Genomic DNA, 24,754 nt, shown 5'->3' with positions numbered 1-24,754 from the left:
CGGTTACGCGATGTGGTGTTTCTTCTCCCTTTCAGGGTCTTGTCCAAGGGGAACGGCGTGTGGTGCGATGCATGCCACTCGTGCAAGTGAGCACTTTCTGGAGGCGCGTCATGGCCGGTGTCCTTGAGGAGCGGGCGGCGATCGAGAGGGAGATCGCGGGCCGTACGGTCTGTGGTCAGCTGAAGGAGGCGGCGGAGAGCAATCCCGACGCGCCGGCGTACTCCGACCCGGTCGAGGGGGGCTGGTCCACCCTCACCTACTCCCAGGCCAGGCAGCGGGTCCTGGAGATCGCCGCCGGTTTCGCCGCCCTCGGGCTGGAGCCCGGCGAGGCGGTGGCGCTCATGATGGTCAACCGCAGCGAGCACGTGCTGGCGGATCTGGGCGCGGTGCACGCCGGCGCCGTGTCCTGCTCGGTCTACTCGACCTTCGCCCCCGAGCAGGTGGCGTTCGTGGCCGGTGACGTCGCGGCGAGGATCGCGGTGCTCGGCGGACCGGCCGACCTGGCCAGGTGGGAGCCGGTCCTGGACGACCTCCCCGAGCTTCGCAAGGTCATCGTGCTGGAGGGCGCCCCGGCCGGCGACCGGTTCGTCTCCTGGGACGACTTTCTGGCCCTCGGCCGCGAAAGACTCGCCGCCGACCCCGCCGCCGTCGACGCCCGCTGGCAGGCGGTGACCGCCGACGACGTCCTCACCGTCCTGTACACCTCCGGCACCACCGGCAACCCCAAGGGCGTGCCGCTGACCCACTCCAACGTGTTCTTCGAGGTCGTGGCCACCAACCGGATGGCCGACCTGCCCGGCAACGGCACCCAGATCTCCTACCTCACCTACGCGCACATCGCCGAGCGGGTGCTCAGCCTCTACCTGCCGCTCTTCAAGTTCTCCCACACCCATTTCTGCACCGACCTCGCCCAGCTCGGCGCCACCCTCGGCCAGGTCAAGCCGGTGCTGTTCTTCGGGGTGCCGCGCGTGTGGGAGAAGATGATGGCCCGCCTGCAGGCGCTGCTCGCCACCCAGCCGGAGGAGCAGCAGGAGAGCGTGCGCCAGGCGATGGCCGCCGGGCTCGCCTACATCGAGGCCAACCAGTACGGGCGCACCCCCTCGCCCGAGGTCCTGGCCGCCTACGAGCAGGCCGACGCCGCCCTGCTGTCGATCATCCGGTCGATGATCGGCTTCGACAACGCGGGCTGGCTCGCCACCGCCGCCGCGCCGATGCCGCTGGAGGTCCAGCGCTTCTTCGCCGGCCTCGGCCTGCGGGTCCTCGACGTGTACGGCATGACCGAGACGACCGGCGCGTTCACCGCCAACGCCCCCGACCGCTACAAGCTCGGCACGGTCGGCCAGGCGGGTCCGGGCGTCGAGGTCAGGATCGCCGACGACGGCGAGATCATCACCCGCAGCCCGGCCAACACCCGCGGCTACCTCGGACGGCCCGAGGCCACCGCCGAGCTGCTCGACGAGGACGGCTGGCTGCACACCGGGGACGTGGGCTCCATCGACGAGGACGGCTTCGTCAGCATCGTCGACCGCAAGAAGGAGATCATCATCACCTCCGGGGGCGAGAACATCTCCCCGGCCAACATCGAGAGCCACCTCAAGGAGCACCCGCTCATCGGCCAGGCCCTCGCCTACGGCGACGGCAGGCCGTACCCGGTGGCGATCCTCACCCTCGACGGCGAGGTGGCCCCCGGCTGGGCGCAGGCCAACGGCGTCTCGTTCACCACCCTGGCCGACCTCGCCGAGCACCCCGACGTCCTGAAGGCCGTCGAGGGCGCGATCGCCGTCGCCAACGAGAAGCTGGCCCGCGTCCAGCAGATCAAGCGCTGGCGGCTGCTGCCGGTGGAGTGGACGGCCGAGAGCACGGAGCTCACCCCGAGCCTGAAGCTCAAGCGCCGCGTCATCCACGCCAAGTACGCGGAGATCATCGACGGCATGTACGAGGGCTGATCACACGGCACGAACGAGAGCCGACCACGAGGAGGCCGCGAGCCGCCCACGAGCCGCCCGGCGCCCGCCGTCGCCGGGCGCCGGGTTCCCCTTTTCCCCTTTCCGGCGTTCCCCGGCTTCCCGTTGCCCCGGGTTCCCCGGCGCGCGTCGCCCGGGAGGCCGCTCACGAAAGGCGGCCCGCCGACCCTCCCGGTCCGGCGCCGGGCCGCGATGAGCGGGCCGCAGGACCGGCACGGGCGAGGGGCACCGTCCCGGCACGGGCGAGGAACGCTGTTCCGGCACCGTGAGCCGAAACCTTTCGCCGCCGGATGACCGGGACGCTGGCTGCACATCGGCTCCGAAACATTTCGAGTAAATAAGTGCGCCGAGTTCGCACGACGTTGAGCTGCGAGTGAGAACGAGGAAGACCTTACTCGTCATAAGTCTGTTGACACCTCCCTTGACTCACCTCTACCAGCCGCTTATATTTCCGCAATATTAATAAACCGCATTGAAAGTTTCAGCCTCACAACTCCGATTGATTCACGGCCGACGGCCTCGGGTGACGCCGTCGCCGGTCGAAGGGATGGCATGAGCGAACAGGCGGTCCACCGGCGACGCCCGCGGCCGCCGGCACGCGTTCACCGGCCGGCACCGGAGACGCGGGGATGAGCGCGACCGGGACGGTCGAGGTGTCATCCGGCACTCCTGATCCGGGTGAGGTGACGTCCGATCCCGTCCGGGGGAGGCGCGCTCCGGGTCGTACCTGGCGTCAGGCGCTGCGCCGCGACTGGCAGCTGTACTCGCTGGCGGTTCTCCCGCTGCTGTTCTTCGCGATATTCCGGTACCTGCCGATGATCGGCAACGTGATCGCCTTCAGGAAGTTCGAGCCCGGCGGCAGCGTGCTGGGCGAGGAGTGGGCGGGCCTGCGCTACGTGCGGATGTTTTTGAACGACCCGACGTTCTGGCAGGTGTTCACCAACACGCTGGTGCTGGGGGCGCTGACCCTGCTGTTCTGCTTTCCCATGCCGATCGTGCTCGCACTGCTGATCAACGAGGTGCGGCAGCGGCGCCTCAGGCGGTTCGTCCAGTCGATCTCCTACCTGCCGCACTTCCTGTCGATCGTGGTCGTGGCCGGCCTGGTCATCGAGTTGTTGTCGGTGGACGGGCCGGTGAACCAGATCCTGCGCGTGGCGGGTGACGACCCCATCTCGTTCCTGCAGCAGCCGGAGTGGTTTCGGACGATCTACGTCTCCTCGGAGATGTGGCAGACCGTCGGGTGGGGGACGATCCTCTATCTCGCCGCGCTGACCACCATCGACGACCAGCTGTACGAGGCGGCCAGGATCGACGGCGCGGGCCGGTGGCGGCAGACCTGGCACGTGACGCTGCCCGGCATCCGGCCGACCGCGGTCACCCTGCTGATCCTGAACATCGGGGCGTTCATGGCGGTCGGGTTCGAGAAGGTCTTGTTGCTGTACAACCCGCTGACGTACCCGACCGCGGACGTGATCTCCACGTACCTGTACCGGATGGGCGTGGTGTCCAACAACTTCAGCTACGCCACGGCGATCGGCCTGTTCGAGGCGTTGATCGGGCTGATCCTGGTGTTGTCGGCGAACCTGATCTCCCGGCGCACGGTGGGGACGAGCCTGTGGTGAGCGTGGACGTGAGCAGGGGCCATCGGGTGTTCCAGGCGGTCAACGCCGTCGTTCTGGCCGGCGTCGTGATCGTGACCCTGTACCCCTTCGTCAACGTGGTCGCCCGCTCGCTGAGCGACGAGACCGCCATCCGCTCGGGTCAGGTCAACCTCATACCCCGCGGCTTCACCCTGTCGACGTACGAGTACGTGATCTCTGACCCGACGTTCTGGACGAACTACCGCAACACCGTGGTGTACACGGTCGTGGCCACGGCGATCGCGATGTTCATGACCACCTGCTACGCCTACGTGTTGTCCAAGAGGCATCTCAAGGGCCGCAGGCTCCTGATCGGGATCGCCGTCTTCACCATGTTCTTCTCCGGCGGCATCATCCCCAACTACGTGCTGATCACCAGCCTCGGGATGAAGGACAGCATCTGGGCCATCGTGTTGCCGAACGCCATCAGCGTCTTCAACCTCCTGATCATGAAGGCGTTCTTCGAGGGGCTGCCGGTCGAGCTGGAGGAGGCCGCCGCGATCGACGGCATGAACACCTACGGCATCCTGCTGCGGATCGTGCTGCCGCTGTCGAAGGCGGTGATCGCCACGATGGTGCTCTTCTACGCCGTCGCGTTCTGGAACTCGTGGTTCGCCGCGTTCCTCTACATGAGCCAGTCCGATCTCTTCCCGGTGACCGTCTTCCTGCGCAACCTGATCGCCGGCGCCACCGGCGCGTCGTCGGTGGGCGCCGACGCGATGAACATGACGGTGGCCGCCAACATCAAGGCGGTGACGACGGTGCTCACCATCTTGCCCATCCTGGGGATCTACCCCTTCGTCCAGCGCTACTTCGTCACCGGGGTCACGCTCGGCGCGGTCAAGGGATAGCCGTACTCCCGCCGGCCTCTGTCACCCCGGTCGCCCTCCCACCCGTTTCCGAGAAATCCGAGAAAAAGGACTTCCATGTACCAGATGAACCGGCGTCAGGCGATGGTCGCGATGGGTACCTTCGCCGTCCTGGCCGGCTGCGGCAGTGACGACACCAAGAAGCAGGCCGACAACCTGGCGGCGAACCGGGAGGGCGCGATGCCCGGCTACGGGGCCGGCGCCCAGTTCAAGGCCGCCGCGCCGCTGTCGTTCACCGTGCTGTACAACAACCACCCGTTCTACCCGATCAAGAACGACTGGCTGTTCTGGTCCGAGCTCGGCAAGCGGACCAACGTGACCCTCCAGCCGAGCGTGGTGCCGCTCAGCGACTACGAGAACAAGCGCAGCCTGGTGATCGGCGCGGGTGACGCCCCGCTCATCATCCCCAAGACCTATCCCGCCCAGGAGACCCCTTTCGTCGCCTCCGGCGCCATCCTGCCGGTCAGCGACTACCTGGACCTGATGCCGAACTTCAAGGAGAAGGTCGCCAAGTGGAACCTCCAGGCCGACCTGGACACGCTCCGGCAGGAGGACGGCCGCTTCTACCTCCTGCCCGGCCTCCACCAGGACCACTGGGTGGATTACTCCCTGGCGGTTCGCGCGGACATCCTGGAGAAGCACGGGCTCGAGATCCCGGAGACCTGGGAGGAGTTACGCACCATGCTGAAGGCGCTGAAGGCGGAGTATCCCGACTCCTACCCGTTCTCCGACCGCTGGGGAACCCTCACGCCTGGTGCCAACCTGCTGAACATCGTCGGCGTCTCCTACGGCGCCCCCGGCGGCTGGGGCTACGGGGAAGGGGTGGTGTGGGACCCCAACATCCAGAAGTTCGCCTTCACCGGCGCCACGGAGCAGTACCGGCAGATGCTGGAGTATCTCCACACGCTGGTGAAGGAGAAGCTGCTCGACCCGGAGAGCTTCACCCAGACCGACGACCTGGCGATCCAGAAGCTGGTGTCCGGCAAGTCCTTCGTGATCGGCACGAACGCCCAGACGCTGGTCAACGAGTACCGGCCGCCGCTGGAGAAGGCGAACCCGGAGGCCAGGCTCGTCAAGATCCCACTGCCCGTCGGCCCGCTCGGACCCATCAAGTACGGCGCGGGCAACACCCGCCTGGAGAACGGCGTCATGATCTCCAAGAAGGCCCGTGACAGCAAGAACTTCGTCGCCATGATGCAGTTCGTCGACTGGCTCTGGTACTCCGACGCGGGCCAGGCGTTCGCCAAGTGGGGGGTCGAGGGGGTCACCCACACCAAGGACGCGTCCGGGAAGTACAAGCTCGCCTCCGACGTCGACTTCGTCGGGCTCAACCCCAAGGCGCCCAAGCACCTGCAGAAGGACTTCGGGTTCTCCAACGGCGTCTTCGCCTACGGCGGGCCCACCGAGCTGCTGCAGTCGACCTTCTCCGAGGAGGAGATCGCGTTCCAGAAGGAGATGAACTCCCGCAAGCCGCTGCCGGTGCCGCCCCCGCACCCGCTCACCGACGAGGAGCGCGAGCAGGTGACGCTGTGGCAGACACCGCTGAAGGACCACGTCACCCAGAACACGCTCAAGTTCATCCTCGGCAAACGCGACTTCGGCGAGTGGGGCGCCTACGTCAAGGAACTCGAGGCCAACAACATGACCTCCTTCGTCAACATGATGAACGGCGCCTACGAGCGGTTCAAGCAGAAGCACGGTTGATCCCCTGCGGGCCGGTGGCGCTCGTACCACCGACGGGCGCCCCGGCCTCCCCTGCACGACCGACCCGTCCGACGGCACGTCCGACCCGTCCGACCGCACGAGCGACCCATCCGACGGCACGACCGACGCGGAGTTCCCCTGATGACCGACACGACGGCCGGGCACCGGTTCGGCGAAGGGCCCCTCGCCCGCGCCTCCGCGCTCGTCTACACCCTGCTGGTGGTCGAGCTGCTGTTCCTGCTCACCACCGTGCCCGGCCTGATCGGGCTCGTCCTGCTCGGCCGTGACGCCACCAACATCCCGCTGGCCGCGCTCTGCCTGATCCCGGCCGGCCCGGCGCTCTCGGCCGCGCTTTACGCGCTGCACCACCGCCGCCTGGACCTCACCGACCTCCATCCCGGGGCGGCGTTCTGGCGCGGCTACCGGGCCAACCTGCGCGGGGTCGTGAAGCTCTGGATCCCGTGGCTGCTGTGGCTGGCCGTCATCGGGTCGAACCTCGCCACCGCCGGCGTCCAGGGATGGTGGGCCGTGCCGTCGGTCCTCATCGCCGTGGCGGCGACCCTCTGGATCGCCAACGTGCTGGTGATCACCTCCCTGTTCGCGTTCCGCGCTCGGGACGTCGCCCGCCTGGCCGTGTACTTCCTCACCCGTTCCCCCCGGGCCTCGCTGGGCAACGCCTGCCTGCTGGTCCTGGCGGCGGGTCTCACGCTGATCGCCTCCGAGGCGCTGCCTGTGCTGCTGGCCTCGGTGTTCGCGTCGATGCTCCTGCTGAACAGCCGCACGGTGATCACCGAGGTGCGGGAGAGGTTCACGGCCTGAGACCCGCGGACGCCCGTCGCCGGAGACCCACCTGTTCGGATCGGCCACCCCGATGGCCCCGCACGCCGGCCGGAGGAGCCCTACGACCGGGCTCGAACCGGCCGGCGCGGCGGCGTCGGCACGGGGGCGCTCACCGGCGTCCGGCCGGCGACGGCGATCCCACCGGCATGCCGGTCTCGCGGCCGGGGAGCGGCCGGGCCTCGGGGCCCCGGGGGCTTTCCCCGGCGGGCGGCTCTCGCTTTGCCCAACGGGGCGTGTGTCCTCTACCTGCTTGTTACCGGTGGCCTCCTAGCGTCTTGATCATGACGATGAGAGTTCTTCTCGCATCCCTGGCGGCCGGGGCAGTGACCCTGCCGGCACCGGCCGGAGCCCCGGCCGCCGCCGCTGTCGAGGACCTGACGATCCGCTCGGTGACCCTGCACCCCACGACCCCCGTGGTCGGGCCCGCCGACTCCGTACGCATGGTGATAGAGGTGGTGGCCCGGGGCGTCACCGGCCCCGAGGGGGTGAGGATCAAGGTCGAGCCCGGCGCGCCTCCCGCCTCGGCGGGCACGTCCTTCCCCGTCACCGCGCCCCGCCGCGGGACGCCCGCCCGGCCGGGACCCGGACGGGGGCCCGCCCTCGCGCCCGGACCGGCGCCCGGCCCGGTCGTGGCCGCCCGCCTCGCTCCCGGCTCGGCCGTGGCGACGGCGGGGAAGATCGTCTCCAGGCCGGGGGAGGGCTGGGTGACCTGGCGGTTCGCCCCGGAGAAGAGCCTGAGCCGCTGGTACCCCGCAGGACCCTGGACGGTCTCCGTGACCGCCAGGGGCGCGGACGGCGCCGAGGTCACCGGGCACACGGGCTTCCTGCTGAAGCGCCTGACCAGGTTCGGCGGGGTGGAGGCGGTCCGGGGGAACTCGGGTGTGCGGGTGACGGGGGTGCTGAACCGGGTCGACCCGCAGGGAGCCCTCGACTACGCGCCCTTCCCCGGCCAGCCCGTCGAGATCCTGCACCGGCCGGGGGAGAAGGCCGGATGGACGAGGGTGGCCGGCGCCACGACCGACTCCCGGGGACGTTTCGCCCGGACCGTGGGCGATCGCACGGGCGGTGAGTGGCGGATCCGCTTCCAGGGCACGAACCATTACGCCCCCAGGCTGGGCATCGTTCACAAGGTCTCGCGCTAGGCCGGCCGGGTCGAGACGGAGGGCCGGGCGGCCGGCGAGATCGGGCCGGGCCGGGCCAGAGACGTGCCGGGCCATGCCATGCCGGGCCATGCCATGCCGGGCCATGCCATGCCGGGCCATGCCATGCCGGGCCATGCCAGGGCGTTCCAGGTCAGGCCAGGGCGTGCACCGCCGCGCCGAACAGGGAGGGCATCCGCCGGGCGGCCGGGACGATCAGCCGCCCCGCCGTCCGGTACCGGCGGGTGCCCACCAGCGCCCCGGTGAGCAGCCGGTGCCGCCGGGACAGCCGAAGCCAGGCGGCCTCGTACGACCCGGGGGCACCGGCCCGCAGGCAGTCCACCAGCAACCGCGCGGACGTCAGCGCGAGCGACACCCCCTCCCCGGTGAGCGCGTCGACGTAGCCGGCCGCGTCACCGACCAGCAGCACCCGCCCGGCCACCCGGGCGCGTACCCGCTGGCGCAGCGGTCCCGCCCCGCGCACCGGGGTCGCCGCCGGTCCCTCCAGCCGCTCCAGGAGCGCGGGAAAGTCCGCCAGGTGCTCCGGGTAGCCGCGCCGCCGCGAGCTCAGCACGGCGACGCCCACCAGGTTCTCGCCCACCGGCGTCACGTACGCCTCGCCGTCCGCCGCCCAGTGGACCTCGACGAAGTCCGTCCACGGCGCGACCGGGTAGTGCCGCCGCAGCCCGTACCTGCGCGGCCCGCGCCCCGGCAGCTCCAGCCCGAGCAGGGCGCGCAGCGGGGAGTGCAGGCCGTCAGCGGCCACCAGCCAGCGGGCACGCAGCCCCGCCGCCTCGACCCCGCCGCCGTCCTGCCGCACGCCGTCCACCTTGCCGGGCACGACCTTCACGCCCAGTTCCCGCGCCCGCCGGGCCAGCGCGGCGTGCAGCGCGGTCCGCCGCACGCCCAGGCCCGGCCCGTCGCGGAACGCCGCCTCCACCGCGTACCGGCGGTCCAGGTAGCGGATGCCGCGCAGCGGCCTGCCCTCGACCCGCACCCCCAGCGACCCCAGGGCGGCGGTGCCGCTGGGCATCAGCCCCTCGCCGCACGCCTTGTCCACCGGTACGGCCCTGGGCTCGACGACGACCGCCTCCATCCCGGCCAGCGCGGCGTGGATGGCGGTGGCCAGACCCGCCGGCCCACCGCCCGCGATCAGGACGTCGATCACGCCGGGGCCCTGCCGGAGGACGGCGGCACGTCGGAGGGCGGCAGGTCCTCCGGCGGCGCGGTGGGGGGTGGCACGTCCTGCGGCGGCGCGGCTCCCGCCGCCCCGGTGGCGGGAGCCGTGGCGAGCGAGGCCAGGGCGTCCTCCTCGCAGCGGATCCGCACCACCATCAGCGCGGCGTTGAGCACGGTGAACACCAGCGCGGTGACCCACGCGGTGTGCACCAGGGGCAGCGCCGCCCCCTCGACGGCCACCGCGACGTAGTTGGGGTGGCGCAGCCACCGCAGCCGGTAGGGGCCGCGCTCCACCAGCGGCAGACCGGGCACCACGATGACCTGGGTGTTCCACTGCGGGCCCAGCGCGGTGATGCACCACCAGCGCAGGCCCTGCGCGGCGACCACCAGGACGAGCATCGGCCAGCCGAGCGCGGGCACGAAGGGCCGGTCGGCCAGGCCCGCCTCGAACAGGCATCCGGCGAGCAGGCCGGTGTGCAGGGCGACCATCCACGGGTAGTGGCCCTGCCCGGACAGCACCCCGCCGCGCGCCATGCTCCAGCGCGCGTTGCGGCGCGCGACGACCAGCTCGGCGACGCGCTCCAGGCCGACGAGCAGCACGAGCAGCAGGTACCAGGACGACAGATGCCAGGACATCGGGCTCCTACCAGCGCAGCAGTACGAGTTCGGAGCAGAAGCCCGGCCCCATCGCGAGGAGGAGTCCCGGCGTGCCCGGCGGTGGTGGCCGCAGGGCGAGCGTATCCCGCAGGACGTGCAGGACTGAGGACGAGGACAGGTTCCCGATCGCGGCGAGCGAGCGCCAGGTGAGGTCCAGCGCGCCCTCGGGAAGCCGCAGCGTCTCCGCCACCGCCTCCAGGACCTTCGGGCCGCCCGGGTGGCAGACCCACGCCGTCACGTCCTCGACCCTCAGGCCGTGGTCACCGAGGAAGCCGTGCACGTCGTCCGCCAGATAGGTGCGCACCACCTCGGGGACGCTCGCGTCGAGCACCACGCGGAAGCCGGTGTCGCCGACGTGCCAGCCCATCACGTGCTCGGACTCCGGATACAGGTGGCTGCGCGAGGCCACCACCGTCGGCCCGGTCATCGTGACCGGCGGCTCCGGGAGCTCGTACGTTCCCGCCGGTTCGGAGGGCGGCCGGTGCGTCACGGGCGCGCCGGTCGCGGGGGAGGACCTCGCGAACCCCGAGGGCGCCGGGGACGAGGAGGACGCGGAGGCTCCGGAGAGGGGGAACCGGTGATGCGCGGCGGGCGCGCTGTTCGGCGGGGAGGAGCCCGCGGGTCCCGCGGGCCGCGTGGTCGCGGACGCGCCGTTCGCCCCGGCGGCGGCACGGGAGGTCGCGGAGGATCCGGTACGCCGTGGCCGCCACTCGTCGCCGCAGGCCACCACGGCCGTCGCCCCGTCGCCGAACAGGGCGCTCGCGACCATGTTGGCGATGGAGGCGTCACCGCGCTGCAGGGTGAGGGAGCACAGCTCGACCGAGAGCAGCACCGCGAGATGGTCCGGCCAGCCGCGCAGGTAGTCGTGGAGGCGGGCGATCCCGGCCGCCCCCGCGACACAGCCCAGGCCGAAGACCGGTACCCGCTTGACGTCCGGGCGCAGCCCGAGCCGCCCGGCCAGCCTGGCGTCCACCGAGGGCGCCGCGACACCGGTCACCGAGGTGAAGAGGATCATGTCCACGTCCTCGGGGAGGACCCCCGCGTCCCGCAGCGCACCGCCCACCGCCTCGGCGCCCAGCTCCACGGCCGTCTCCACGAAGGCGTCGTTGGCCGCGCCGAAGCCGTCCAGCTTGGCGTACCGTTCGAGCGGCAGTGTCAGGTGCCGTGACTCCACCCGCGCGGAGGCGTGCAGCCTGTCGAGCAACAGGCGGCTGGCACCCTTGGGAAGGCACGCTCGTGCGAACGCGTCGGTGATCTCTGCCTGGGAGTGGCGGTTCGGCGGGAGTGCGCCGCGGACAGCGACGATTCGCGTCATCTGGTAACTCCCGGCTCGCGAACAGCGGACAACTCCCTTTTGCCCACCTGCGCGTGTGGCATGCGTCACGAAGCCCTTCGCGCCCGCCTTCCGCGGGGTTCCGGTCCGCGGGGGAGCCGCGCTCCGCCTCCGGCTCTCGCCCCGGCCCCGCCCGTCTCCGGCCCGCCCGTCTCCGGCCCCGGCTCCGCGAGGTGGCGGGCCGGGACGCGAGAGCGGGAACGGCCCGAGAGGGTGCCCGCGCTTTGTGAGGTTCCCGCCTACGATCGACCCGTGACGAGGAGTCGGCCATCGCGCCTGGGCCCCGGGCCGTCGCTCCGGGCCGTACGGGGATTACTGCTGGCCTGTCACCCGGGACCGACCGTGGCGGTCACCGCCCTGGTGACCGCGCTGGCCGTCGCGAGCGGGCGCGACGCGGCCGGGTGCGCCCTGGTGGCCGCGGCCGTGCTGGCGGGACAGCTCTCGATCGGCTGGTGCAACGACGCGGTGGACGCCGCGCGGGACGCCGCCGCGGGCCGCACCGGCAAGCCCGTCGCCTCCGGAGCGGTGGGCGTCCGCACGGTGTGGGTCGCCGCTCTCGCGGCCCTGGCGCTGTGCGTGCCGCTCTCGCTGGCCTCCGGTCCCGCCGCCGGTGCCGTCCACCTGGCCGGCGTCGCCGCGGCGTGGGCCTACGACCTCGGGCTCAAGGCGACCGCGCTGTCCTGGCTGCCGTACGCGGTGGGGTTCGGCTCGCTGCCGGGGTTCGTGACCCTGGGCCTGCCGGGACACCCGTGGCCCGCCTGGTGGGCCGTGACGGCCGCGGCGCTGCTCGGCTGCGGGGCGCACCTGGCCAACGTGCTTCCCGACATCCCCGCGGACCTCGCGGGCGGGGTCCGCGGCTGGCCGCAGCGGCTCGGCACCGCCCGCGTCCGCCTCCTGATCCCGCTGCCCCTGCTGGCCGCGACGGCCCTGCTCGTCCTCGGGCCCCCGGAGCCGCCGGGCGCGGGAAGCTGGGCCGCCCTGGCGGCGGCGGGGGCCTTCACCGCCGGAGGACTGGCACTGGGCCGGGGCTCGTCGCGCGTCCCCTTCGCCGCGGCGATCGCCGTCGCCGCGGTCGACGTCGTCCTGCTCCTCGCCCGCGGCACCGCCATCACCGCGCCCTGACCGGCCGCCCGCGTCTCAGCGGGACGCCGCGGGTACCGGGTCGTCCCAGGAGATCCGGTGGTCGTGTATCCAGGCCAGCGCGTTCCTCCTGTCCACCTGCCGCATGATGGCGGGGAGCGTGAGGTCGCGCAGGAAGGCGCGGACGGCTCCGGGGGCCTTGCCGCTCCCGCTGCGCCTGCCGTGCGCCACGATCCGCTCCACCCGGTCTCGCCGCAGCCTCTCGAAGGCGGCGAACGCGTCGGGGGTGCCGGGGACGTCACGCAGGCACTTGGCCAGCACCACCGCGTCCTCGATCGCCATGGACGCCCCCTGGCCCGACGAGGGCGAGGTCGCGTGCGCGGCGTCGCCCAGGATCACCATGCGCTCGTCGAACCACTTCGGCACGGTCGGGAGGTCGTAGGTGTTCCATCCGGCCGGGATGTGGTCGGTCGCGCCGATGATGTCGAGCATCGGCCCGGTGTCGTCCCTGAACAGCTCCGTCAGCGTGGCGCGCCACCCCTCCGGGGTGACCGCCGCGAGCTCCTGCGGAGCCGGCTCCCTCGGACTCGGCGGGTTGGCGAACCACCACACCTGCCCGTCCGGATGGACCAGGTAGCCGAAGAAGGCCCTCTTGCCGAAGATGAAGTGGTACGTCCCCGGCTCGCCGGGAACCTCCACACCGTCCGCGAAACCGCCCGTGTTCAGCAGCCCGACATGCCGGGCACGGGGAGCGCCGGGGTCGATGATCGTGCGCGTGCGCGAGTGGAGCCCGTCGGCGCCGACCAGCAGGTCGCCCTCGGCCGTACCGCCGTCGGCGAAGACCGCCCGCACCCCGTCCGCGGTGGCCGAGGCGTCGGTGAGGCGCTTGCCGTAGTGGATCCGCACCCCGCGCCGTACGGCCTCGTCGCGCAGCGCCAGGTAGAGGTCGGCGCGCTTCAGGGTCCGGCTGGGCTGCCGGGTGGTGGCGAGCGGCCTGCCCCGGCCGTTGAGCATGAGCATCCGCGGGGAGTCCATGCCCAGGTCGCTGACGAGATCGTGCAGGTCGAGGAGGCGCAGGGCCTCGATCCCGTTGACCGCGAGCGTGAGGAAGACGCCCACGCCCTCCGAACCGCGGTCGTACGCCTCGAAGACCTCGCAGTCCACGCCCGCGCGCCGCAGGGCCATGGCCGTCACCGGACCGGCGATGCCTCCGCCGACGATCAATGCTTTTTTAGTCATAAAATGACTATACATAAAATGACCATTACGCGGCGAGCCCTACGATGTTCGCCATGTCGACGAGGCGATCTCCACTGGCCATGGCGTTGCTCTCGCTGGTCGCCGAGGCGCCGATGCACGCGTACCGGATGCAGCGGCTGATCAGGGAGCGGCACAAGGACGACGTGGTCAACGTCGCGCAGCGCAACAGCGTGTACCAGACCATCGACCGGCTGCTGCGCGACGGGCTCATCGCGGTCCGCGAGACCTCGCGCGAGGAGAACCGCCCGGAGCGGACCGTCTACGAGCCCACCGAGGCGGGCCGCGACACGCTGCGGCAGTGGATGCGGACGATGCTCTCCACGCGGGCCCGCGAGTTCCCCGAGTTCCCCGCCGCGCTCGCCTTCATGGTCGTGCTGCCGCCCGAGGAGGTCCGTGCCGCGCTCGAGGAGCGACTGACCTCGCTGGAGACGCGGCTGTCGGAGCTGGACACCGACCTGACCGAGGGCGGGAGATTCCTGTCCCGGGTCTTCCTGGTGGAGTCCGAGTACCAGCGGGCCGTGCTCAAGGCCGAGCTCGACTACGTCCGCGGCCTCGCCGGCGACCTGCGCGCGGGCATGCTCGGCTGGGATTACCGCCTCTGACGTCCACCGGCGTCCACGAGGCCGGGCCGCCGCGGGCGCGACCCGGCATCGTGACACTCACCGGACGGTCCGCCGGAGTCTGACCCGCCGCCCCCGCGGCACTCCCGGCCCCGTCCGTGAGACGTGAGCGTGGCCGGGTGACTCCGCCCGGATCTCGCGGACGCCCCTGTCCTGGCCACAAAAGGCCATCCCGTTGCCGCCGGGGAAACGCGGTGGAAGTGTCATGGTTCCTCCGGAAAAGTAATTGGGAGATCACCATGAGTCAGTCCACGCACGCGACCCCGAAGCAGGCACGGATGGCGGCCGTTCAGGCGGCGATCGCCAAGACGAAGATGACCACGGCCAAGCTGTGGAACCCCTGGCCGCAGTTGCTGGACGACGACGTCGTCATCAAGAAGCTGCAAATCGCGGCCGGTGGTGGGAACGTTCCAGAAATCATTCCCGACGGGCAGCAGTTCTCCGACCTCAAGCCCGTGCGCCTGCCGGCGATCGGCAAGGAGGCGGGGCTCGGCGGGCCGGTGACCCAGTCCACGTTCGCCGAGGCCCGCGAGAAGCTCAGGAGCGGGTACGTCGCGACCGGGCGGGCCAACTACCGCGGGCTCGCCAGCGCCAACTGCACGCTCTTCGCCTGTTGCGTCATCGGGATGCTGGCCGACCAGCCCAAGCTGCTCGGTTCGGGCGTCAAGGTGGAGTTGGTCAACTTCCGCGACACCACCGGGGGCGCCGGGCACGCCTACGTCGTCGTGGGACGCGCCGAGGGCGATGTGGGCGACATCAGGACCTACGGTCCCGACTGCTTCTTCGTCGACCAGTGGTACGCCCGCCACAAGAGCGGCACGCCCGGCGTCCAGGGGGTCAAGGACGCCGTTCCGGGTGAGCCTCCCAACCCCTTCTGGGACCTCGATTTCTACGCCTTCATGAGCGACGAGACCTCTCCCGTCGTGAAGCTCACCTTTACCGGCGACGAACTGTCCAAGCTCGGGCTCTGAGCCCTCCCGGCGCGCCCGCCGTCTCCCTCACCGGTCACCGACGGCGGGCGCACCGGCACCCTTGCTTAGTCCAACTTACTAAGTTTTACTGAATAGATGGGACGTCGAACACAGGACCTCGGGCGCTTCACCGACGTGGCACTGCTCGTGCTCATCAGCCTCGCCGAGGGCGACAAACACGGTTACCGGATGATCCAGGACATCGAGGGGTTCTCCGGGACGGCTCTGGAGCCCGGCACCCTCTACGGGGCGCTCATGCGCCTGGAGAAGCGCGACTGGATCGAGCAGGTCGCCTCCGGCGAGCGACGCAAGCCGTACCGGCTCACGGAGGGCGGCAGGAGCGCGCTCACCGAGCAGCTCGCGACGCTGCGCCGCATCGAGCAGACGGGCGCCAGGCGCGCGGGGGTCGCCTGGGGGTCGTCATGATGCGGGCGCTGGCCGTCGGAGTGCTGCGGCTCTATCCCAGGGCGTGGCGCAGGCGCTACGAGGAGGAGGTCCGCGAGCTGGTCGAGGCGCGCCCGGTGCGGCTTCGCACGGTGGCCGATCTCCTCGCGGGCGCGTTCGACGCCCGGATCAACCGTGACCTGATCCCAGGAGGCTCCGCCGTGCGAACTCCGCGCGCCGCCGTGCTGATCGTCGGCGGCATCACGCTCACCCACCTCTGGAACCCCGGCATCCGGCAGGTGGCCAGCCTGGAGGCCACGTGGTCGCACGCTCTGGAGCACGGGCCGGTCGCGGAGCCGCTGGCCGTCGTGAGCACCACGGTGTTCACGACGGCACCGGTGATCGCCGTGCTCGCGATGCTCCCGCTGCTGGCGAACGCGGTGAGGGTGATCAGACGCAGCGAGCGTTCCGCCCCCTTCGAGGTGATCGCCTTCGCGCCCCTGTGCCTGGTTCCAGCGGCGCTGTTCGGCTGGCTGTACGTGAGCATGGTGTTCCTGGGCTCCGGGTTTCCGATGGGAGCCTTCGGCAACGCCATGACCGGCGGCTTCTTCGTGCCGATGATGCTCGCCTTCCTCCTGGCGCTGCCTTCGAAGGCGGCCGGGGACCCCATGCTCGCCCCCGGCGTCCGTGCCGCCGGCCGGTTGCTCGCCGTCGCCGCCGGGGCCACCGCCCTGGCCTGGCTGCCGATCGCCGTCCTGATGCTCATGGGTGCCGAGGGGGTCACGGCCTCCTTCGCGGCAGCGGTGGCGGCGAGCGCGGCGGTCAGCGTGGCGATGTCGGCTTTCATCGCCGGGCGGGCCCTCGGCCACGGCCGCCAGGCGGTCCGGCACCTCGCCCACGCCTGACGGGGAGGCGCGTCCGGCCGTCCCGGTGTCCCGCGTGACGCCGTGACTCGACGGTCGTCGAGTCACGAGGCGGCCGGCGGTTCCGGCCCTGCCGATCGCGTTCGGGACGTGACCGGGAGCGATCGCCTGCCACCACGACGTCGCTCCGGGCGACAGGTTCGCGCCGGCCGCTTGGGCCGGCCTCTCGACACCGTGATCTCAGCCATCGGGCCTAAGCGCCCTCGCGGAGGTCGGGGCATCTCTCGGCGACGATGCGAGCCAGCTCGGCACGGGACGCGATGTCGAGTTTGCCGAACATCCGGCGAAGGTGGGTGGACACCGTGTGGGGGGAGAGGAACATGCGCTCGGCGGCCTGGCGGTTGGTCATGCCTCGGGCGATGAGGCCGGCCACCGCGCGTTCCGTGTCGGTGAGGCTGTCCCATCCGAAAGACGGCCGCTGGGCTCGAGCCCAGCGGCGGCGCCGTACGCCGAGTGTCCGCAGCCGGGCTCGCACGCGGGCCGCGTCCCGGAGCGCGCCGATGTGCTCGTAGCCGTCGAGCGCCTCGTCCAGGCTGCCGACGGCCTTCGCGAAGGCGTCGGCGCCGGAAACGCCGGCCCACAAGAGGCCCAGGTCTTCTGCGGCCGAGGCGCATGCCCACGGTTCAGGCTGATCGGTGGCGGAGGCCAACGCGCCGGGGTCCTGGTAGAAAATGCCGCGGACATGGGCGAACGTGACGGCGAAGACGGGGAAATCCGGGTTGTTCCGGGCCAGGTACTCGGCCGTGTCAACGATGACCTGCGCATACGGACGATTCGCCGTGGCCAGCGCCAGCCGGGTCATCCAGGCGGCGGTGAGAGGCGTCGTGATCAGTGCCCAGCGCCGCTCCTCCTCATCGGTGTAGATGGTGCGGAGGATGTCGATCGCCCGCCCGGGGTCACCTTGAGCCTCGGCCACCGCCGCCATCACCCACCTTTCCCACACCGTCCCGAACAACATCTCGGGCGCGGCGTGGATGGACCGGAAGCGCTCGATGTGCCCGGCCGCGGCGTCGATGTCACCCCGCCACATGGCGATGAACGCGAGGACGGACAGCCCGACGCGGATGAACCCGTGCGTGCCCAGCCCCTCGGCGATCATTCTCCCGGCCTGGGCCTCGGCGGCGGCGTCATCGTATTGACAGGCGGTCAGCTTCAGAACGGAGCGAAACAGCGCGGGTTGCGCGGCGAGCACGGTCAGCCCGAGGTCGTTGATCTCCTCCTCGGCGGCCTGGATGGCGATGTCGGCCTCGTCGAACTGACGTACGGCCCTGTAGTGGAGGCTCAGTATCAGGCGCGTGTACGGGCGCTGGATGGCTTCGGCGGTGCCGCTGTCGGTGATGTGCAGGGCTTCGCGAAGATGCGCGGACGAGTCGGCGATCCGCCCATCGACCACGGCGAACCGGGCGAGCAGCAGGAGAGCTCCGACGACGGCGGCATCGGCGTGCCGTTCGCGGTCGGCCAGAACGGCTTCCGCCTGTCGCCGTCCTTCCCTGAAGTCGTTCAGGCAGAAGAGCCCCCAGAGCATCGCCCATTCGGCGATGCCGCGAAGGTCGTCCGGGAGGTCCTGCCGGGCGAGCAGGGTTTCGGCCTCGGGTACCGCATCCTCCGGCCGGCCGCTCAGGACCAGGATGTGCGCCAGCGCGCATCGGAGGCGAGGGGCCTGGAGGGGCGGGGCCCTGCGGAGTGCGGCACGGGCGAGATCGGCCGCCTCGGACAGCCGTCCGATGACCGTCAGGGCGTCGACCGCCGTGGTGGCGCGGTCGAACCAGTCAGGGTCGGTGGAGTCGCTGAGTTCGAGCGCCCGCATGGCGAGGTCGGCGGCGGTCTGAGGTGAGGACCGCAGCACCTCCCGCGCCGCCTGGTCCAGTCCGAGGAGTGCGGACGCATCGTCGCGACCGGCACTGCGGATGAGATGCGCGGCGGCGGGAACAGCCGATCCGCCTCGGTTGAGCAGCATCTCCGCCACATCGCGGTGCAGGGCCAGGCGTACGGGGGCGGGGATGGCTCCGACCACCGCCTGCCACAGCAGATCGTGCCGGAAGGTGAGCTCATCCCCGGCGGGTTCGACGATGCCGGCCGACATCGCCTCCTCCAGCACCGGCAGCAGGGCGCCGGTCGATTCGCCGAGCATCTCGGTCAGATCCCTCACCAGGAACGAACGGCCCAGGATTCCGGCGCACTGAAGCGCATGCCTGGTCCGTGCGGACAACTCCTCCAGGCGTTCCTGCGTGACCGCCTGAGCACACGGCAGCCGTGCCGAGACCATCCGTGCGTGACCGTCGGTGATCTGGAAGGCGCCCTCGCTTCTGAGTTTCTCCAGGCGATCGACGAGCAGGAAGGGGTTGCCGCCCACCATGTCGGCCAGGGCCAGCACGTCCGGCTCGGGCGCTGCCCCGAGGACATCGGTGACGACGTCCGCCACTGCTCGCCTGTCCAGTGCCTCCAACGTGATCCGGTTCGCGCCGTCATGTTCCAGCACGTCGAACAGACAGTTGAGGCGGGGATCGTCGCCGCTGCCGCTGGTGCGGGTCAGCATCCAGACGAGCGGGTAGGAGGCGAGATCTGTGATCATCGATCGCAGCGCCAGCAGGGTTATCGGGTCGGCCCACTGCACGTCGTCCAAGGTGAGGAGCATCGGTTTTTGAGCCACCCGCTGTTCCAGGGGGCCTTGTAGTCGCTCCACCAGCAGCAATCGCTGATCGGCCGGACCGGAGACGGTCATGTGATCGTCTACGGGAAGCTCACGGCCGGATTGCCCGAGCGCCGATGTCAGCGGGGCCAGCGGTATCAGCTGGGTCAGTTCGTCCGCCGCGCCCCGGGCGATCTCCAACCCCGCCCTCGCCGCCGCGGTGACGGCCATGTCGAGCAGACGGCTCTTTCCGGCGCCCGACCGGCCCTCGATCAGTATGATCCCGCCCCGGCCGATCTTGGCCGCCTGCAGCAATCCGACGACAAGCTTCCACTCCCGCGCGCGGCCACGCCAACCAGGCCACGACGACTCATGGAGATCGGGCTCATCAGCAGTTTCACGGTCACGGCGGGATGAATGCCCCATAGGCCCATGAACCACCCAGATGTCAGCCGTGTCAAGTACGGGGCCGGAAGGGAAGGCCCGCGATGTTCCCCGGCGTTCCCCGGCCTCTGTGATGTGACTTTCGCGAAGAAAGCCGTTGCCCGCTCAAGCGTGCAAGGCCTTCGCCCGGCTTCGTCCTTCCCGCGCTTTTCGTCGTGCGACATGGCCGCGAGGGCGAACACCTGACCTTGGACGTCCGTAAAACCGGGACCAGGTCCACCCCAATCGAGCCCCAAACCGGTGGTCGCACGCGTGGAGCGCAGAGGTGCAAACATGCACAAATATGCGATACGGCGGCCTTTGGTCGCAGGCCAAGCTCATACCGTTCACTCATTCCCGGTGAAGTGGCGCGAAAAAGGATCTCCTCGGCTGAGGCGCGTGAGGGAGCGACAGCGGTGGCGGCCCGCCGGTAGCGGCCCCGGCCCCCTCGGAACTCCGGCATCCCCCTTGAGTCTGTTTTCTAAAAGGATGGCAATGGCGGACCCGTACGACAACTGGATGATACTCATGTGGCCCCTGATCACCCTGATCACGTGGATGGTGATCGCCACGGCCCTTGTGCGTCTGCTGACCGACAGATCATGGGAGCGGCGGGCCGATTTCCCGTCCTCGGAGACGTCGCTCTTCGGGAAGCCCGCGTGCGGGGAGATCGGTGATGACGGCTGCCGGTGTCACGGGGTGAAGGATCCGCCTCACCGTCTGTCGAAGCCCTGCCGTTCGCCTCGTGCGCTTCCTGCGATCGACCCCGCCGACCGGCCCCGCACCCGTTCCCCGCGAATGGGTGACGGCCCTGTCCAGGGACGGTCGTCCGGTTCGACGGGTCGCACGAGTATCCGCAGGCGTCACCTGCGCCTGACGCGGACAGGCCGGAGGCGGGAGCCGGCCCTGACGAGGTCGCCGAGGCGGGCCGTCCGATGCAGGCCGGGATCCGTCCGGGGACAGATCACCCTGCTGACCACCGCCGTGGCCCTCCTCACCCTCCTCACCCTCCTCGTCGCGGGGGCGGGGATGTACTCGATGGACCACGCGCGCGCCGCCCGGCGGCAGGAAGCCCCGCGGCGGGTCGTGCCCGCCGCCCCCGAGATGCACTCCGGAACGGCACCCGGCCGGTTGCGATCGCGTGACGCCGACCTCGGCCGGACCCGGACCGCGGCGCGGGGCCACCATCCGGCCGCCACCACGGGATCGCTCCCCGGCCAGGCGAGCCGGCGGTCTCCGTGCCACCGCGAGCGGTACACGCGGACCTGTGAGCCGCGGTTGTCGGCGTCCGGATCCAGCGGCTCGGCTGCCTCGCCGGTTCGCGCCGCGGGGCCGCGGGCCGCGGGTTTCCCGTCGTCGGGCTCCCGTCACCTGATCCTGGTGATCGAGGCTGTCGCGCTGATCTCCCTGGCCACGTACGCCATCTGGAAGGTGACCGGCCGGGTGTTGCGCCCTGTGGACGTGGTGCGCTCCGAACTGGCAGTGATCGGCTTCGGCGACCTGCACACGCGCATCTCCGAACCGGCCAACGTGCGAGAGGTGGCCCGTCTGTGCCGGACGATCAACAATGCGCTGCAGCGCCTGGACGAGGGCAAGGAAGAGCTCCAGGGGTTGGAACGCTCCCATCGGCGGTTCGCCTCGGACGTCTCCCACGAACTGCGTACTCCCATAGCCGGACTGCGCGCGCAACTGGAGGAGGCGCAACAGGATCTCGGCGGGGTGCGGCTGCCTGACCTGGTCGAAACGATGCTGGGCCAGGTGGAGCGGCTCCAGGCGATCACCGACGACCTGCTGTTCCTGGCCCGCATGGGGACCGGCGCGGCCGCCGAACAACAGCGGCTGGATCTCGCGGCACTCGTCCGGACCGAGGTTTCCCGACGGTCGGATCAGCGTCCGGTACAGCTCCACCTCGCGCCCGGCAGCATCGTCAGCGCGGTGCCCACCCGGCTCAGCCGGCTGCTCGCCAACCTGCTGGACAACGCCCAAAGGCACTGCACGCACCGGGTATGCGTCGATGTGCACGCCGTTCACGCCGTGGTCGAGCTCGCGGTCAGCGACGACGGGCCGGGAATCGCGCTCGACGACAGGGAGCGTGTGTTCCACCGTCTCACCCGGCTGGACGACGCCCGCCGGCTCGACCACAACGGCACCGGTCTCGGCCTCGCCATCGCCCGTGCCATCGCCCACGCGCATCACGGAACCCTGAACGTCGAGGAGAGCACCATCGGCGGTGCGTGCTTCGTCCTCCGGCTGCCCCGGGTCCCATTTGTGGACGGGGGGCGTCATGAGGCGTGAACGCCGCACGATCAGAGGCCGCCTGGCGCTGTTCACCGGAGTGGCGGTGGGTTTGCTGTGCATCGTGTTCTCCACCGTCCTGTTGTTCGTCATCAACAGGACGGCCACCGGCGAACTCACCAAGGAGGTGACCGCTGTGGGGGAGCTGACCGCCTACTACGTCGACCGTGGAAAACTCGTCGATCCACTTCCGCCCATCCCGCAGAACCTGATCCGCCCCATCCAGGTGGTCGACCCCCAAGGAAGGGTGGTCGCGGCGACCAGAGATCTGCGGAACCAGCCGGCCATGGCGCATTTCACCCCGAAGTCCCCTCACCGGGTGGCCAGTGCCGTCATCTGCCACTCCGTCTTCGCGTCAGGCCGTTGCCACATCGTCGTCGCGCAGCAGGTGTTCCGCAACGGGGACTGGACCATTTACAGTGCCGCGCCGACGCCGCCGTTCGCCGTCTATCCGGGTGTGACGGCCCTGTTGGCCGCGGGGACGGTCATCTTCACGATCGCGATGGCCTGCGGGGCGCGGCACACCGTCACCCGCTCGCTGAAACCCGTGGACGCCATCCGGGCCCAGCTCGACCACATCCAGAGCACCGACCTCGGCCGCCGGGTCCCGGTCCCCATGGCCAAGGACGAGATCTACCGGCTGGCCCGCAGCGTCAACCAGGCACTTGACCGGCTGGAGGGCGTGCTGGAGCAGCAACGACGGTTCTGCTCCGACGCCTCCCACGAGCTGCGCAGCCCGATCACCGCCATCCGCGCCCAAATGGAGGTCGCCCTCATGGCGCCGCAGGACGTCGACCCGGCCGAGTTGTGCAACGCCGTGCTCCCGAGCGTGGAACGGCTCCATTCGATCGCCGCCGACCTGCTGACGCTCACCCGCCTGGACGCGGGCGTACCGTATGAGCGGCGAATCGTGGATCTTGCCGAGCTCGTCACCACGGAACTGAAGGGCCGCAAGACGAGCAGGAAGATCGTCCAGCACCTGGCGGCGGGCGTGACGGTCAGCGGTGACCGGTTGCGGCTGGGCCAGTTGATCGGCAATCTGGTCCAGAACGCCCAGCGACACGCCTCCTCCACGGTCACGATCACTGTACGACGCGTGGACGGTGACCCACGATTCCCGGAGAAAGCCGCGGAACTGGAGGTGCTCGACGACGGCGCAGGAGTCGCCGCCGACCAGCGAGAGACGGTATTCCAGCGGTTCACCCGGCTGGACACCGCCCGCAGCAGGGACGCGGGAGGCGTCGGACTCGGTCTCCCCATCGCCCGGCAGATCGCCGAGAGCCACGGCGGCACGCTCACCATCCAGGACAGCGCCCAGGGCACGCGCTTCGTCGTCCGCCTCCCGTTGTCCCCGTGACGCTCGTCCAGAGCCGTCGACGGCTCTGGACGAGCGTGGACACCGAGGCGGCTTCGGGGCACGGGGGGCGCGGGCTCAGCCCTTGTAGTTGAACACCTGGCGCAGCGTGTGCTGGATCGCGACCAGGTCCTTCTGGTCCGCCATCACCTGGTCGATCGGCTTGTAGGCCTGCGGGTGCTCGTCCACCAGGGCGGCGGCGCGGTCCGCGTTCCAGGTGCGGCCGCGCATCGCCTCGGTGAGGGACGTGGCGGTGAGCTCCCGCTTCGCCCGGGTGCGCGACATCCTGCGGCCGGCTCCGTGGGAGCAGGAGTTGTACGACATCGGGTTGCCGAGCCCGCGCACGATGTACGAGCGCGTGCCCATCGAGCCCGGGATCACGCCCTCGTCGCCCGTGTCGGCCTTGATGGCTCCCTTGCGAGTGATCCACAGCTCCTTGCCGTCGTGCGTCTCCCGCTGGGTGAAGTTGTGGTGGCAGTTGATCGTCCGGAGCCGCCGCCCCTTGCCGACGACCCGGAACAGGGCGTTGCTCAGCACCTTGTCCATCCGGGCGCGCGAGGCCATGGCATAGGCCTGCGACCACAGCATGTCCTCGATGTAGGCGGTGAACTCCGGAGTGTTCTGCACCAGGTAGGCCAGGTCCGGGTCCTCCAGGCCGATCGCCTGCCTCTTCATCATCTTCTTGGCGTCGACGATGTGCTTGGTGGCGAGCAGGTTGCCGATGCCGCGCGAGCCCGAGTGCAGCACCGTCCAGACCCGGTCACGCTCGTCGAGGCAGACCTCGACGAAGTGGTTGCCGGATCCGAGGGTGCCGAACTGCAGCGACACCTTCTTCTCCTGGTGAGGGGTGAGGTCGGTGTGCGGGCGGCCGAGGTCGCTGAGCGCGCGATCCATGGACGGGTCGTCGTGGCCCTTGCCGACGCCGGCCGGAATCCGCCTCTCCACCAGCGGCATCAGGGCCTCCAGGGTGTCCGGGAGGTCGGCGGCGGTGAGCGTGGTCTCGGTCGCGACCATGCCGCAGCCGATGTCGACTCCGACGGCGGCCGGGATGATGGCCCCTTCGGTCGGGATCACCGATCCGACCGTCGCGCCGATGCCGATGTGCGCGTCGGGCATGAGAGCGACGTGTCCGGAGACGAACGGCAGGCGGGCGGCGCGCGCGGCCTGCATGATCGTACTCTCGTCGATCTCGCTGGCCCACGACACCAGGTTCGGTGCGGGCTGGTTCGGCATCATGATCTCCTTGGTTGCGAGATCCAGTTTGCCCACGTTCCACGTGAGATCCCACTCATTTTATCGGGCGCCGTAGGTCGTGACCGCCCGGCGTATCTCGCGGGTACGAGGACATCCGGCCGGTCGTGGCGACGCGGGCCGGCCTGGCCGAGGCCGTCGCCATCTGCGGCAACCGATCTGTGTCGAGGGGCGGGCCGATCGGGCCGGGGCATACGAGGCCATCTCATCAGGAATCAACCATCTCGTGGTGATGTTGA

19 protein-coding genes are annotated in these 24,754 nt (G+C 70.5%); 13 read left to right on the top strand and 6 right to left on the bottom strand.

The features are described from left to right. Positions 1-110: 110 nt before the first annotated feature. The 6 genes from ACTOQ3_RS20420 (at position 111) to ACTOQ3_RS20395 (ending at position 8,159) form a co-directional block, all read left to right on the top strand. Entirely contained in the window at positions 111-1,946 is a 1,836-nt protein-coding gene (locus ACTOQ3_RS20420; protein ID WP_440084951.1) for an AMP-dependent synthetase/ligase, read from the top strand. 647 nt (positions 1,947-2,593) lie between these two features. Next, entirely contained in the window at positions 2,594-3,586 is a 993-nt protein-coding gene (locus ACTOQ3_RS20415) for an ABC transporter permease (RefSeq protein ID WP_440084950.1), read from the top strand. Beyond that, positions 3,583-4,455 (top strand): carbohydrate ABC transporter permease, encoded by an 873-nt coding sequence (locus ACTOQ3_RS20410; RefSeq protein WP_440084949.1) that lies wholly within the window; start codon positions 3,583-3,585, stop codon positions 4,453-4,455. Before ACTOQ3_RS20415 ends, ACTOQ3_RS20410 begins: the two co-directional genes overlap by 4 nt. 84 nt (positions 4,456-4,539) lie before the next feature. After that, a complete protein-coding gene (locus ACTOQ3_RS20405; protein WP_440084948.1) occupies positions 4,540-6,177 on the top strand; it encodes an ABC transporter substrate-binding protein in 1,638 nt (545 codons plus the stop codon). A gap of 141 nt (positions 6,178-6,318) precedes the next feature. Next, a complete protein-coding gene (locus ACTOQ3_RS20400; protein WP_440084947.1) occupies positions 6,319-6,996 on the top strand; it encodes a DUF624 domain-containing protein in 678 nt (225 codons plus the stop codon). A 302-nt stretch (positions 6,997-7,298) separates the two neighbouring features. Beyond that, on the top strand, positions 7,299-8,159 hold the full coding sequence (locus ACTOQ3_RS20395) for a hypothetical protein (protein WP_440084946.1): 861 nt from the start codon (positions 7,299-7,301) through the stop codon (positions 8,157-8,159). A gap of 151 nt (positions 8,160-8,310) precedes the next feature. Here the strand turns inward: ACTOQ3_RS20395 and ACTOQ3_RS20390 are convergent, their stop codons facing one another. From ACTOQ3_RS20390 to ACTOQ3_RS20380, 3 genes are read right to left on the bottom strand one after another with little or no spacing between them, the layout of a single operon-like run. Continuing rightward, entirely contained in the window at positions 8,311-9,324 is a 1,014-nt protein-coding gene (locus tag ACTOQ3_RS20390; protein WP_440084945.1) for an NAD(P)/FAD-dependent oxidoreductase, read from the bottom strand. Next, positions 9,321-9,971: an isoprenylcysteine carboxyl methyltransferase family protein gene (locus tag ACTOQ3_RS20385; RefSeq protein ID WP_440084944.1), complete on the bottom strand. Its 651-nt coding sequence runs from the start codon at positions 9,969-9,971 to the stop codon at positions 9,321-9,323. The genes ACTOQ3_RS20390 and ACTOQ3_RS20385 overlap by 4 nt, the downstream gene beginning before the upstream one ends. A gap of 7 nt (positions 9,972-9,978) precedes the next feature. Continuing rightward, entirely contained in the window at positions 9,979-11,307 is a 1,329-nt protein-coding gene (locus ACTOQ3_RS20380) for a type III polyketide synthase (RefSeq protein ID WP_440084943.1), read from the bottom strand. A 270-nt stretch (positions 11,308-11,577) separates the two neighbouring features. Between ACTOQ3_RS20380 and ACTOQ3_RS20375 the strand changes: the two genes are divergently transcribed. Then, positions 11,578-12,447 (top strand): UbiA family prenyltransferase, encoded by an 870-nt coding sequence (locus ACTOQ3_RS20375; protein ID WP_440084942.1) that lies wholly within the window; start codon positions 11,578-11,580, stop codon positions 12,445-12,447. Positions 12,448-12,462: 15 nt separating this feature from the next. Here the strand turns inward: ACTOQ3_RS20375 and ACTOQ3_RS20370 are convergent, their stop codons facing one another. Then, positions 12,463-13,644, bottom strand: coding sequence for an FAD-dependent oxidoreductase (locus tag ACTOQ3_RS20370; protein ID WP_440084941.1), 1,182 nt, complete (start codon positions 13,642-13,644; stop codon positions 12,463-12,465). Between the two features lie 53 nt (positions 13,645-13,697). Between ACTOQ3_RS20370 and ACTOQ3_RS20365 the strand changes: the two genes are divergently transcribed. The 4 genes from ACTOQ3_RS20365 (at position 13,698) to ACTOQ3_RS20350 (ending at position 16,545) form a co-directional block, all read left to right on the top strand. Beyond that, positions 13,698-14,267 (top strand): PadR family transcriptional regulator, encoded by a 570-nt coding sequence (locus ACTOQ3_RS20365; protein ID WP_440084940.1) that lies wholly within the window; start codon positions 13,698-13,700, stop codon positions 14,265-14,267. 257 nt (positions 14,268-14,524) lie between these two features. Then, positions 14,525-15,256: a hypothetical protein gene (locus ACTOQ3_RS20360; protein WP_440084939.1), complete on the top strand. Its 732-nt coding sequence runs from the start codon at positions 14,525-14,527 to the stop codon at positions 15,254-15,256. A gap of 96 nt (positions 15,257-15,352) precedes the next feature. Then, complete coding sequence (locus tag ACTOQ3_RS20355; RefSeq protein ID WP_440084938.1) at positions 15,353-15,682, top strand: PadR family transcriptional regulator; 330 nt, start codon at positions 15,353-15,355, stop codon at positions 15,680-15,682. Continuing rightward, a complete protein-coding gene (locus ACTOQ3_RS20350; protein WP_440084937.1) occupies positions 15,679-16,545 on the top strand; it encodes a hypothetical protein in 867 nt (288 codons plus the stop codon). Before ACTOQ3_RS20355 ends, ACTOQ3_RS20350 begins: the two co-directional genes overlap by 4 nt. 211 nt (positions 16,546-16,756) lie before the next feature. Here the strand turns inward: ACTOQ3_RS20350 and ACTOQ3_RS20345 are convergent, their stop codons facing one another. Further along, a complete protein-coding gene (locus tag ACTOQ3_RS20345; RefSeq protein ID WP_440084936.1) occupies positions 16,757-19,618 on the bottom strand; it encodes a helix-turn-helix transcriptional regulator in 2,862 nt (953 codons plus the stop codon). A gap of 981 nt (positions 19,619-20,599) precedes the next feature. Between ACTOQ3_RS20345 and ACTOQ3_RS20340 the strand changes: the two genes are divergently transcribed. Then, positions 20,600-21,910, top strand: a complete 1,311-nt coding sequence (locus ACTOQ3_RS20340; protein ID WP_440084935.1) for a sensor histidine kinase — start codon at positions 20,600-20,602, stop codon at positions 21,908-21,910. Beyond that, positions 21,900-23,267 (top strand): sensor histidine kinase, encoded by a 1,368-nt coding sequence (locus ACTOQ3_RS20335; protein ID WP_440084934.1) that lies wholly within the window; start codon positions 21,900-21,902, stop codon positions 23,265-23,267. Before ACTOQ3_RS20340 ends, ACTOQ3_RS20335 begins: the two co-directional genes overlap by 11 nt. A 75-nt stretch (positions 23,268-23,342) precedes the next feature. Here ACTOQ3_RS20335 and ACTOQ3_RS20330 read toward each other — a convergent pair whose 3' ends face one another. Continuing rightward, complete coding sequence (locus ACTOQ3_RS20330; protein ID WP_440084933.1) at positions 23,343-24,533, bottom strand: RtcB family protein; 1,191 nt, start codon at positions 24,531-24,533, stop codon at positions 23,343-23,345. Positions 24,534-24,754 lie beyond the last annotated feature (221 nt).

Source organism: Streptosporangium sp. LJ11 (genome assembly GCF_051918945.1).
GTDB lineage: Bacteria > Actinomycetota > Actinomycetes > Streptosporangiales > Streptosporangiaceae > Streptosporangium.
This window is presented reverse-complemented; position numbering and strand designations above follow the sequence as displayed.